The following is a 12,389-nucleotide window of genomic DNA, read 5'->3' as shown; positions in this document are numbered from 1 at the left end:
AAATCAAAATTATGAACTTGACATCCCGCCTGCTTGGGGCCCTGCCCGCGTTTCTTTTCGCGGTCGTTCTGGTTTCCACCTCAACTGCCGAGACCCCGTCGACGGAACATCCCAACGTCTTGTTCATTTACTTGGACGACTACGGTTGGCGGGATGCAACCTTCATGGGGTCGGATTTCTATGAGACACCGAACCTGGATGCTTTGGCTGAACGAGGCATGGTGTTTTCGAATGCCTACTCGTGCGCGGCGAACTGCGCGCCGGCGCGAGCCAGTTTGCTGTCGGGGCAGTATTCGCCGCGTCATGAAATCTACAACGTCGGAACCGAGCGTCGTGGGAACCCGAAGCACGGAACGTTGCAGCACATCCCCGGCACAGAAACGCTTTCATCCGACATCCAAACTTGGGCTCATCAGGTTCGTGATGCCGGGTATCGAACTGGCATCATTGGCAAATGGCATCTGAGTGACGATCCGCTCCCGTATGGATTTGACATCAACGTCGCGGGGACCCACAGTGGCAGTCCACCGAAAGGCTACTTCCCACCTCATCCGAAAGTGCCAGGGCTGCAGGATACCAGCGACGACGAGTACCTGACTGATCGTCTCACGGACGAAGCCATTGGGTTCATCGAAGCCAACCAGGAATGGTCTTGGTTTCTGTACCTGTCCCACTTTGCCGTTCACACACCGTTGCAGGCCAAGCCAGATTTGGTTGCCAAGTACAAGGCGAAGCAGCCCGGCACATTGCATGATCACGCGGTGATGGCAGCCATGATCGAGAGCGTCGATGAGGGAGTGGGGCGAATGGTCGAGACGCTGCGTGAACTTGGCTTGGAGGAGAACACCGCGATCGTCTTCACCAGCGATAATGGCGGCTTCGGTCCGGCGACCTCCATGAAACCACTGCGTGGATACAAAGGCACTTACTACGAAGGCGGAATTCGCGAGCCATTTTTTGTGACCTGGCCCGGCGTCGTGGATGCGGGGACGAAGAGCGACGTTCCGGTCATCGCTGCCGATTTATATCCGACTTTCATCGAGATGACTGGGGCTAAGCTTCCGGCGGACCAGCCACTCGATGGTGTGAGTTTGATGCCATTGCTCAAGCAGGAAGGAAGTCTGGCCGATCGCGAATTGTACTGGCACTTCCCCGCCTACTTGCAGAGTTACTCGGTCACCGACGGTCAACGAGACTTGTTGTACCGAAGTCGCCCCTGCGGAATCATTCGAGACGGTCGTTGGAAGCTTCACGAATACTTCGAGGACGGCGGTTTGGAACTCTATGATCTGGTGACCGACCCGGGTGAATCGAACAACTTGGCCGATGCCAATCCCATCAAAACTCAAGCATTGCACAGCAAGTTGGTGGCCTGGCGAGAGCGGATTGGGGCTTCGATGCCGACTGAGCCCAATCCCAATCATGACCCGGCCAGCGAAGCGAAGGCGATGCAGAAAGCGGAACGCAAAGCGGCAAAACGTTGAGCTTGTGTTGAGATGAGCCAGCCTCGCGTGTCGCGAATTTTGCGAGATGCCCTTGTCTGGTTCTTGTCGGATCCAATAATCAAATGATCATTGAATAGGGTTCGGATCGTTCCGAATGCTCAATGAATCTCTCTTGGTGGCTGTCGCAATTGCGGTTGCGATCTTCAAACTCATGGCTCTTTCGTTCAACTCGCACGATTTTGCGTTCACGGCTTCCTTGCCGAAACGGACCAGCGTGTTTGGACGGGTGTGCTTGATGACCGCTCTTTGGTTGGTCGCTTGGTTGCAGTTGCTGCCACCGGCATTCCCGCCTGTTTCGATGGTGAAGGAGGTGGCTGCATCGAGTGTCGTCTCGACGCTTCAGAATGTCGCTGCCGAACGTGCGATCGCGATGGATTCCGATCGGGGTGCCGCTTCGGTTGCCCAGACGTTGAAAGACGCACGAGAGCTATCCATTTCGTTGGACTCGGCGACGGCCGATCGATGCGATCAAGCCTCTCGCGTTCAATTCGCGTGGGTTCATCAATCGCGTGCGTGGGCCGGCAATGGCGCTGGCAATTCTCTGGTGAATTTGCATGTGAGATTGCAGATCTAAGACGCCTTCGGGTTGTTCTGGTTTCTGTTTTTCTTAAGCAATGAATCTTATTGAGAGTTCTAACTATGTCTGCGCGCGCAAACCGTTCTGTTTCCACGAGTCCGTCTTTCCAAACGAAGCTATCCACACCGAGTCGATCGTCTGAGTTGCCTGATGTGCTGCAATCCGTCGTGAAGCTGTTGGCTAAACGCGATTACGAAGGTGTTGTCCGACGTCTGCATTCCGCGGGAAGAACGCCCGCGATTCGAAACACGTTGGGCGTCTGCCTTCTGCGATTGGGGCGGAAGGAAGAAGCCTTGTCGGTTTTCCGGCAATTCGTCTTGTCGTCCAACGGAGTGTTGGAACGGTCCGAGGTTTCCAGTACCTGCCGGCGGAATTTTGCCACCGCGTTGTTGGTAAACGGGTTGGTGGGTGGAGCGTTGGATGCGCTCAACCAGTCCGGTGAACCAAACCATCCACGTGCCACTGAGTTGCGAACCTGTCTTCGGGATTGGGAACGCTCGCTATCGTGGTGGCGATGGTTGGATTGGAAGATCAATCGCATTGTCGCGAAAGACAGCTATGTGCCGCTCACCTTCGAACCCGGTGAACTGGAGTTTGATGTGTCGTTGAGCGACGACGCTCGCACATTCAACGAAAGTCATGGCTTGCCAGTAGGACGATAACGCGTTCAACGAGTGCTTCGAAGCTGGCACCCAGATGTCAGCCGTATGGCGTTCGCCACGGTTTCATTACACTACCGGGGCGAATGCTGGACTTCGAATTGTTTGCTATTGGCGTTCTGATAGCGAATGCAATTTTTCTTCCCGCGTCTGCCTTTCTTCATCCCGGTAGGGATTTTGGATGGTAGCCGGGGGTTGCTGCGTGGGACGTTCGATTTACAACTTGCGGAACCGCTTTGCTAGCATTGCATTCGGCTGAAATCGCCTGCTCGTTACAATGGGGTTATCGAATGGACTGAAAGGATCTTTGACTTTGAAGGAGTGTGTCATGACACTTGCAATGGAACACCACTTCGACCAAGCGGTCGAATCCCAGATGCGAAACTTTTTTCGGACTCTCGGCGAGAAGGATCGTCGACGCTACGCAGCGATCGAAGCCAGGAAGCTTCCTTTCGGAGGCATCCGCTACATCGCCAAAGTACTTGGCTGCTGTGAGAACACGATCGCAAGTGGCATCAAAGAGCTGGAGAGCCTTGCTGATGGTGATCCCCTGGAAGGACGCCAGCGAGTCGAAGGAGGTGGCCGCCCAAAAAAGAACTGAGCTGTCCGTCACTCATGAATGAGTTGCGGGCAGTGATCCAAGACAATACTGCCGGTAGTCCCACCGTGCCTGGCTTGAAGTGGACGCATCTGTCGGTCGCTGAGATTGTCAGAGAATTGTTCCAGCGAGGAATCAAGGTTGCAAACGAAGTGGTTTCTCGTTTGCTCGGCGAGATGGGGTTCAAGACTCGCCAGCAGGTGAAATCAAAAACCAAGGCGCCAAGTCGCGACCGTGACGAGCAGTTTGAAAAGATCGAGAAGTCCATCGAGGACTACAAAAACACGGGAGATCCTGTGTTTAGCATTGATAGCAAACGAAAGGAATCGCTGGGTGAAGTCCACCGTAGCGGCGACGTGATTGCCAATCAGGCAGCGGAAGTTCTCGACCATGATCTACCAGCTTACCGTGATGGCGAAGTCACACCGCATGGGATCTACGACGTGCAAGAAAACACGGGGCACGTGACAGTGACCACAGGTAGCGACACCGGTGAATTCGCGGTGGCATCGTTTCAAAGGTACTGGGAAGAAGTTGGTTCGGTCCAGCACGCCTCGGCCAAGCGAATTCTCCTCTTGTGTGATTGTGGTGGCAGCAACAGCTACCGTTCAAACACGCTCAAGCACCATCTTCAGGAACTGTCCAATGAACTCGGGTTGCCGATTCAGGTGGCCCACTATCCGGTTCATTGCTCGAAATACAATCCGATTGAACGGCGAGAGTTTAGCCACGTCGAACGAGCGTTTTCAGGCCGAATTTTTTCAACAGCCTCGGACGTAGCAGAGGCTGCTGAATCAACATCCACCCAGACCGGGTTGAACGTCACCACAGCAGAACTCCCCGAATTCCAGCCTGTTCGCAAGAGCGGGAAAAGAGTGCCGAAACCACCGAACGTGGAATACGACAAAGATCTCCCCGACTACAACTACACGTTCAACCCACAGTAGTTGAATACGCAAGTTGTAAATCGAACGTCCCTAGCAGCGTACCCCCGGAACACGAGCTCCCATAAAACTCTCCATCCCGCCGTGGCCTTTGGCCACGGCGGGATGGAGAGTGGCGGCGTGGGACGGGTGTCCATCGGTGGCGCTATCGCTTACCGACGGCTACCATCTGACGTAGCGGACGATGTTGTAAAAGGCAATTGGTTGTTTCACGTTGTCTTCTCCCGCGACGCCCTGAGGACTCGTGGCAGTCGATCGAGATGAACTGCTCCAGGGGCCGCAATTTCCGAGACTTCGGAGTGGTCTTCACTCATGGACGAGATCATTTACGTCGATCACAGGTCCACTTCAGTGGTCCATGAAACTGATCGAAACAGCGACGATTTGCTAGCAAACGCCTATCAGCAAATCACCAACGCGCAGCCGAGACGCCATCCCGACAGCGATGGTGTACAGCACCGCGTCAGCATCAACGTTCAACCCGTTCAAATGCAGGAGGCTCAATCATGAATGGAATTGTTCGCGTCGCCCTCTACGCCCGCGTCAGTTCGCAACAGCAAGCCGACGCCAACACCATCACCTCGCAAATCCAAGCCATCGAACAACGCGTCGCTGCCGATGGTTTGCGAATCGATCCGGACTGCCGATTCTGTGACGAAGGGTACTCAGGTTCAGAGTTGTTGCGACCGGCGTTAGAAACACTTCGTGATCGTGTTGCGGCTTCTTTGATCGACCGAATCTATGTCCACTCGCCTGATCGCTTAGCTCGCAAGTACGCCCATCAAGCCTTGCTGCTCGAAGAGTTCGAGAAGCATGACTGCAAGATCATTTTCGGTGATCATCAGGGAATCGCCGATAACCCCGAGACAAACCTGCTCATTCAAATGCAAGGTGTCATCGCGGAGTACGAACGAGAGAAGATTCTTGAACGAACGCGGCGTGGTCGACGGCACGCCGCCGCAAGTGGCAACCTCAGCGTCTTCGGCGGCGCGCCTTACGGCTATCGCTACATCAAAAAAACATCCGCCGGTGGCAAAGCCGATTGGCAAGTCGATCCGGTTCGAAGCAAGCATGTCGCATGGATGTTTAAGCTTGTTGGCCAGCAAGGCTATTCACTGGCGGGAGTTTGCCGGGAACTCCAAAAGCAAGGTATCAAGACAGCCAAGGGCAACGTAAAGTGGAACACCACGACAGTGCACGACATCCTGACCAACACTGCTTATCATGGCCAGGCTCGTTACGGAAAACAGCGAATGGTCCCGCGAAAACCGGGAAAAAGAGCGAAACGAGGTGATCCGCCGATTCCGCGGCAAGCCAAGGTCACTCAAAACACACCGCTGGAAGAACAGGTTGTGATCTCGGTCCCGCCGATCGTCAGCCTTTCATTGTTTGAGCAAGTTGAGAAAACGATGCAAGAGAATCGTCGTCGACAACGTGAACGTCAAAGTGGTGTCAAGCACCTGCTCAGCGGACTAACGGTATGCGGACAATGTGGCTCGGCTTATTGCGGCCATCGTCAGCGTGGCAAGCGTGAATACTTTTCGTATCGATGCATTGGTGGGGATCGCTATCGTCGAGGCGATCAAACGATCTGTGACAACCGAGCAACCAACGGTGATCGCTTAGAAGAATACATCTGGTCGGAAGTTTGCAAATTGCTTCACGACCCAGGCCGGTTGCGCGTCGAACTGAATCGCCGACAACAAGAGTCTTCCAGCGGCGAAGCGAACTACCAAGCCTTGAGTCGGCGCGTCGACCAAGTACGAGGTCGGCTAGATCGCCTGATTGATGCCTACGAAAGCGGCTTGCTTGAAAAGCAAGAATTCGAGGACCGCATCGTTCCGTTACGGAGCGAACATGATCGTGAAGTGCTCGCACTTTCGAGTCTTCGTGGGGAGCTCAACCAACAGGACGATGCGGCGACGGCCGAAGTCGTCTTGAGTCAACTCAGTGCTGAGGTAGGAGCGGGACTGAGCACTGCCTCTATCGAGCTAAAGCGGGACATCATCAAGTTGCTCATTCGCCGCGTTGAAATCCATCGCGAGGAAATCCGACTAGTGTACAAGGTGCCCCAAAACCCTTTTGACCGACGCCCTGCAAGTCAGGGCTTTTTACAACATTGTCTGGCGTGTGCTGAAATCCCTACCGGGATGAAAACTTGCGCAAACGCATGGCCGCGACAAGCCAAAAAAAATGCCGGGCCGCTTGAGGGCGGTCCGGCATTTGGGTTGGTTTCGTTGCCCGACTGATCGGGGCACCAGACAATCGATTACATATCGATTTCGTATCCCTTGCGGCTTTCACGCGAGAGGAACGAATTGGCTTCGTCGTCGCCGACAATTTCACGCTTGGTTGGGTCCCAATTCAATTCGCGACCGAGGCGAATGGCAATGTTGGCCAAGTGACATGTCTCGAGCATTCGGTTGTGAGTCCAAACGTCTGAGATCGGTTGTTTGCGTGAACGCATGGCTTGGACGAAGTTGTCCGTGTGGTTGGCCGCGACGGGGCCGCCGTAGACGTTTTCAATGGCGTCTTCGGGCAGCGGGTTGGATTCCAAGTCTTCGACTGGTTTGCCAACGATCTTGCCGCGGTTGACGAAGAAGCGGCCCTTGGTGCCTTCGAACATGATCCCGTTGTCACCTTCGCTGGTGATGACCAATGGGATATCGCCAGGCATGTTGGCGTGGATCTCAAATTTGGTTGGCGAGTTGTATTGATCGCTGACGGTTGGATGGCCGTCTTTGTAATCGACTGGCAGTGAGAAACTGACCGGAGTGATCTTGCTCGGCCCCGATTGATCGGCACCCAACGCCCAAGTGGCGATGTCGACGTGGTGAGCACCCCAGTCGTTCATCTGGCCACCGGAGTACTCGTACCAGTTTCGCCAAGCGTAGTGGCAATTGGTGTAAAGCGGCACGCCGCCGCCGTATCCTTTTCGCATTTCTGGGAGAGCGCGGTAGGGGACTTTGGGTGCTGGGCCAAGCCAGAAATCCCAGTCCAGGCCCTCGGGCACATCGATGGCGGGAATCACTGGTGAATTGGTCGCACCACCAATGCCACAGGTGACTTTGCGGATCTCACCAATTCGTCCATCGCGAATCATCGCGATCGCTTGAAGGAAGCGTTGATTGTTCTCGGTCCGCTGCATCGTTCCGACTTGGAAGACGCGTCCGGTCTGCTTGACGACCTTTTCGATCAGCTTGCCTTCGTCGATCGTCAGTGTCAGTGGTTTTTCACAGTAGACGTCTTTGCCGGCCAACATGGCTTCGACGGAGATCTTTGTGTGCCAGTGATCGGGGGCTGCGATCATGACCGCGTCGATATCTTTTCGCTCGAGCAGCTTGCGATAGTCGGCGTAGCCTTCTGGTGCCGTGCCTTGCTGTTCTTTGGCCTTGGCAATGTTTTCACCCAAGACGTTTGCATCGACGTCTGCCATCGCGGCGAAGTCAGCGTACTTGAATGATTTGTTCGTGATCGTCCAGCCTTGGTTGCGAAGACCGATCGTCGCGAACACTGGACGTTCGTTGGGCGACTCTTGTGCGTTTCCGAGGCTGCTGGTTCCTGCAAAGTAGCCGGCTGCGGTGGCAGCGCCGGTGGTTTGTAGGAAGTGACGCCGATTGAGTTTTTGACGGGCTGACATTGGAAACCTCGTGGGGAATTGCGACAAAGAACGTCGAAAGTGAAAAGGAAAAGTTAGTTGGAATCGTCGAAGGTTTGGGACTGAAAACGCTATTTGCCCAAATCTTTGAAGCGTTCGTAGGTCTGGTTCAGTGGGTGGGCTTCTTTTTGACCGTCAATCATGTTGGCGGTCCATTCGGACAATCGTCGGCCCAGGCGGCGACATGCCTCTTGGACTCGTTCTTCGTCGGGACCGCCGGCAGAGATCGCGCCATAGTGGGCTGAAAACTTGATTCCGGTGTAATCGGTCAATCCGAACACCAAGAACCCGTAGTTGATCAGGATGGACAGTAGGGCCATGCAAGTCCATTCTTGGCCGCCGCCCCAGGCGCCGGCCGATGTGAAAACGCAGCCGATTTTACCGTCGCGTTTGCCCCAGTTTTCGATCGGCTGCTCGTCCCACCAACGCTTCATTTGCCAACTGAGGGTGCCGTAGTTGGTGGGCGAACCGAGCGCGATGCCGTCGCACCAATCCAGGTCCGTGTGGTCAGCGTCGTCGATGTTTCTCAACCGGACATCGGCTCCCTCAAGCTGCCCCGCGCCTTCCGCAACCAGTTCCGCCATCCGGTGCGTATTTTGAGTGTTCGAATGGTAAAGAATCAGGACTTTGGGCATTGGCGATTGCAGACAAGGTTCGAACGAGCAGGAGCAACCAACTTCTGCGGATTTGAGCCACCCACGCATCATCCGAGGATTAAGGGGGGTAATTCAAGAAAAGGTCGCAGCGACGGCTGGTGTCGCGTTGAAGCAGTTTAACGCAAGATGATTTCGCCTAGTAGTCCTGTGGTTGATGCCAACGTCGATTGGAAGCATCGACGTTGGGGTTGGTTGCAAGTGACAAAGTGGTCTTTGGCTGAGTCGCTTCAGTTAGCTCAGCGATTCAGTGGGGTTGCCGGACGGTTGGGGACAGGCAGCACGATGGTCGTCGCATAACTCGTGAATTCGAACTCCTCGGTCTTCTCATCCATCGCGGTGTGGTGGGCGGCGATCAAGTAGCGTGTCGCCTTCTTGGGAATGAACGTGGCGCTTCCGGACGCATCGGTCACAAATTCGTAGTTGGGATCCATCTCTCCCTGAAGCGTTTCGCCCTCGGGGATGAAGCTGACGACGGCGTCTTGGATCGGTTTGCCGTGATGCAGCACCGTGACTGTGATTGGATGACCCGCACAAACCTCGCCGAACGGGCAAGTGTTGAGAACAATCTCGAATGGCAAGCCCGCAGGCGTTTCGTGAGCGTGGCCGTCGATCTTGGGAGCGTCCAACGAGTCGCTGGCCAGCACATAGCTTTTCGCGGTTCGAATGCTTCGGATGGATTTGCCATGGTTCATGACCCGATCGAGTTTTTGAACGAACTGATGGACACCGGATTGAGACAGCGTCACGGGCGTCGTCCAGTAACCTTGCTTTTCAGCGGACGCAGACGTGTAGAGTTGGGGCTTCAGATCGGCGCGCGTTCCATCTGGTTCGACGTGATCCAACGTCGTCCAGTCCAGCGTCAACAAACCTGCCAATTTGAAGTCGCGGTGTTGGTTGCCGTGGTTCCCAAGTCGTAGGTCGACGTGCACGACCTCACTGGTTCGAACGATCGGTGAGTTGGTTTGGATCCACGTGTCGTGGGCGGATGCCAACGCAGGAAGAAGGAGAGCCAGAGCGACAGTCAGGTATCGATAATTGATGTTCATGATTTGGTTGAGAACGTGGTGAAAGTTGAGAGTGAGAGTGATTTGTTGCTTCCAAGGGCCAAGCCCGTGGGGCGGATTGTTTGCGAAGCGGTGGGCGATAGAGTTGTGCACAGTGCGCGCTCTGATCTTTCGATGGCGAACGATTGGACGAGATCAGCTTTAGATTCTTGGGAAACCTAGCCAATCCATCTCAGAACGCCTCCATGACTTCGTGGCCGTTGCGAGTGCCGTGGGCACGCCATGTTTCCAGGTCGATGCTTTCGGTGACGAAGCCAACGCTTCCGTCACAGCGAGCGACGTGAACCCCGCCGGAATGATTGCTGCGTGTGCCGAAGACTCCCCAGCCACAACTTCCCATGTCGGGGATCAAGCTTTGCGGTGGGTGGTAGTGCGAGTAGCCGGTCCAGTATTCTCGACCGTTGATCCATCCGGCACCGCGATGACCGGACCAGCCGCGATGCAGTCCGCTGCCGCGAACGTAGGCTTCCATCTCGTTCGGATCTTCAGGCAGAAAGAAGCCGGCGAACCCTGGCGTGGACGGTGGCATCGTGCGACTGATGAAAGCACAGGTCACGTTCATCATCACTCGCTTTCGCAGATGCGGTTCGGTTGGCTCGGCGGGATCTTGTTCGGACATGCCAAGCAAGTGTTCGGCGAAAGCTGCGGTGTTGCTCAGTCCGTCGGTGATCGCTTCGAAGCCGACCTTGGAGTTGATCCAAAGGATGCCATCGGTCGTCGTGCGTGAGTCGTACAACGTGCCAACTCCGGTGCCAAAGTTCATGCCGTAGTTGGTGGCGGAGTAAGCCTGAGTTGGGCCGCTTCCTGAAAGGGTGGTGACAAAGTAGGTCCGATCATGATCTTCGCTGGGACATGTCAGCATCGGCATCGCTGTTTTTGCAGCGGTGTCATGGGGAGTCACGAGCTGGCCTGGGCAGCAGCCGACATGGAGTGGTTGGTCAAAGTGAATCATGTCGAGCATGTTCCCTTGCTCGTAAAACGGAGCCATTTGGGCGAAGACCGAAAAATTGCCCGCGGTGCTGGTCCCGTTGGTGTAGTTCGCCGGGATCTTTCGGTGTGCACTTTCGTAGTTGTGCATCGCCAGCGTGATCTGTTTCAGGTTGTTGCTGCACTGCATGCGACGAGCGGCCTCGCGTGCGGACTGGACCGCGGGAAGCAGCAGTCCAACCAGGACGCCGATGATGGCGATCACAACCAGCAGTTCCACCAAGGTGAAGCCGCGTCGCGTTGAATGGTGTCGAGAGATTTTCATGGGAGTTGGATTGTTTGGTGTTTGGGTGAATCGTTGTTGGATAGATCGGTGTGTGCATGCAGGTCGAGCCTGCTGAGTGCGCGCACCGTCCCCGGGGAACAAACCAAGCTGTTTGCAAGCTTCGGTCGTTCGAATGTCGAGCGGCGTTCGAAGTTCTTTTTGAATCGGTGCAATCCGACGTCCGGTCAACCATCCTCGGCGATGCGAGGACGCTCCCGCGTCAGGGACGAAGACAACACTGGTGTGAGGAGCGAGCCTTCAACCACCAACGCGGCAGCGGTGATTTCTGCGCTGGTCCAATCGCTTTTGAAGCGACGGCACCTTGGGCGCAGCAACAAGCCGGATTGCAATGCGATCGTGAATCACACGCGTCCAAACGTTCGGCGGAACGATTGGGCACGCACCAGATCGCTGGTTAAGGAACCGGCGGCTCAGGGCAGAGGCTCACCACCGACGCTTGTTCGTCATACAGACGCAAGCGGAACAGCAGTGGCGGAGGAGAAAGGTTCAGCTCGAATGCTTGAAAGTCAACGACGATGCTGGAGAACAGGCTCCAGACCATCTCAATGCCGTGACATTTCGCAGCGTCTTGCAGCCGAACCAAACGAATTGATTTGGGATCGGATGAGGTGGCAGATTTGTCGCAACTTGAATCGCCACAGCACGAAGCCGATTTGGTTTTTGCCAATGAGCAGGTGGAGGCATCCGTCGATTGGCGGTTCGTGCGATTGGATGACGAGGAACGCTGACGCATCATCGAAGCGAAGCCAGGTGGCGGGCCAGGTGAATTGGGACCGCAGCAGGCACCAGCAACGCAGGTTGACGGTGTGTCTTGCGATTGGTCCTCGGCAATTTCGCGGAGTGTCAAGTCAACGCGAGCGACCAGGAAAGCGGGAGGCGTGACGTTGTTGTCGGCTGCCCATTGCAGTTTCTCTAAGTCACTGTGACAGCAGCATTTGTCCCAGCAATAATCGGCCGAGGAGCAACCGCATGGGCAAGATTCGCAGGGGAATCGGCCCTCTTTTTCGGGTCGAGGAGCGGTGAGGGGCAGTCCGACCATGCCACAACCCAGCACCAACAACAGCGTCAAGCAAACGCCGCGTCGTAACAGGGAAGATCGGAACTGTCGAAAGAAAAACAAAACGGGTCAATGCCTGACTGCGTGCCAAATCTGGCTCGCTCCTCACGCTGAGAATGGTAAACAAGCCCTGCCGTTGGGGCAATCACCAACGCTAAGAATCCAATGCGGCGACCTGCCGCACAGACGCATTCGAAGACGTCGCGTCACGCATGATGTAGCGACGATCGAGGTGGTCGATTCACGCCGGCCCCATCCGGGGCGTTTTTGTTTTTGATCTGGTTCCCGGTCCTCGGGGCTGACACCGAATGGCACTTACTTTGCGCTAAATTCTTGACGAACTGCACTTTAGGCACATGGTTTGCGCATAGAGGCTTCTTTTCCCAATAAGGAGCCAT

The 12,389-nt window shown here is 55.4% G+C and carries 11 protein-coding genes; 6 read left to right on the top strand and 5 right to left on the bottom strand.

Going from position 1 to position 12,389, the window contains the following annotated elements; genetic code table 11:
• Positions 1–11 precede the first annotated feature (11 nt).
• The 6 genes from RB_RS10830 to RB_RS10800 all read left to right on the top strand — a co-directional run bounded on the left by RB_RS10830 (position 12) and on the right by RB_RS10800 (position 6,532).
• On the top strand, positions 12–1,484 hold the full coding sequence (locus tag RB_RS10830; protein WP_011120414.1) for a sulfatase: 1,473 nt from the start codon (positions 12–14) through the stop codon (positions 1,482–1,484).
• A gap of 115 nt (positions 1,485–1,599) precedes the next feature.
• On the top strand, positions 1,600–2,079 hold the full coding sequence (locus RB_RS10825) for a hypothetical protein (RefSeq protein WP_011120413.1): 480 nt from the start codon (positions 1,600–1,602) through the stop codon (positions 2,077–2,079).
• Between the two features lie 155 nt (positions 2,080–2,234).
• Positions 2,235–2,744: a tetratricopeptide repeat protein gene (locus RB_RS10820; RefSeq protein WP_007333795.1), complete on the top strand. Its 510-nt coding sequence runs from the start codon at positions 2,235–2,237 to the stop codon at positions 2,742–2,744.
• 325 nt (positions 2,745–3,069) lie between these two features.
• Positions 3,070–3,342: a helix-turn-helix domain-containing protein gene (locus tag RB_RS10815; RefSeq protein WP_007333391.1), complete on the top strand. Its 273-nt coding sequence runs from the start codon at positions 3,070–3,072 to the stop codon at positions 3,340–3,342.
• A 14-nt stretch (positions 3,343–3,356) separates the two neighbouring features.
• Positions 3,357–4,286, top strand: coding sequence for an ISAzo13 family transposase (locus tag RB_RS10810; protein ID WP_011120409.1), 930 nt, complete (start codon positions 3,357–3,359; stop codon positions 4,284–4,286).
• Positions 4,287–4,789: 503 nt separating this feature from the next.
• Positions 4,790–6,532, top strand: a complete 1,743-nt coding sequence (locus RB_RS10800; protein WP_011120407.1) for a recombinase family protein — start codon at positions 4,790–4,792, stop codon at positions 6,530–6,532.
• A gap of 20 nt (positions 6,533–6,552) precedes the next feature.
• On the opposite strand, the gene RB_RS10795 is transcribed toward RB_RS10800, so the two are convergent.
• The 5 genes from RB_RS10795 to RB_RS10770 form a co-directional block, all read right to left on the bottom strand.
• Positions 6,553–7,923 carry a Gfo/Idh/MocA family oxidoreductase gene (locus RB_RS10795; protein ID WP_007333793.1) on the bottom strand — a complete coding sequence of 457 codons (1,371 nt, stop codon included), beginning with the start codon at positions 7,921–7,923 and terminating at the stop codon, positions 6,553–6,555.
• Between the two features lie 89 nt (positions 7,924–8,012).
• Positions 8,013–8,576: a flavodoxin family protein gene (locus tag RB_RS10790; protein WP_164921858.1), complete on the bottom strand. Its 564-nt coding sequence runs from the start codon at positions 8,574–8,576 to the stop codon at positions 8,013–8,015.
• Between the two features lie 257 nt (positions 8,577–8,833).
• The gene (locus RB_RS10785) at positions 8,834–9,754 is read right to left on the bottom strand and encodes a DUF4198 domain-containing protein (RefSeq protein ID WP_011120403.1); all 921 of its coding nucleotides are present in this window, start codon (positions 9,752–9,754) and stop codon (positions 8,834–8,836) included.
• 79 nt (positions 9,755–9,833) lie between these two features.
• Positions 9,834–10,913 carry a DUF1559 domain-containing protein gene (locus RB_RS10780; protein WP_164921857.1) on the bottom strand — a complete coding sequence of 360 codons (1,080 nt, stop codon included), beginning with the start codon at positions 10,911–10,913 and terminating at the stop codon, positions 9,834–9,836.
• Positions 10,914–11,328: 415 nt separating this feature from the next.
• Positions 11,329–11,973 carry a hypothetical protein gene (locus RB_RS10770; RefSeq protein WP_231846394.1) on the bottom strand — a complete coding sequence of 215 codons (645 nt, stop codon included), beginning with the start codon at positions 11,971–11,973 and terminating at the stop codon, positions 11,329–11,331.
• Positions 11,974–12,389: the final 416 nt, after the last annotated feature.

The organism is Rhodopirellula baltica SH 1 (assembly GCF_000196115.1).
GTDB classification, from domain to species: Bacteria; Planctomycetota; Planctomycetia; order Pirellulales; family Pirellulaceae; genus Rhodopirellula; species Rhodopirellula baltica.
The sequence above is the reverse complement of the archived record's forward strand: the minus strand, read 5'-3'. Positions and strand labels throughout refer to the sequence as shown.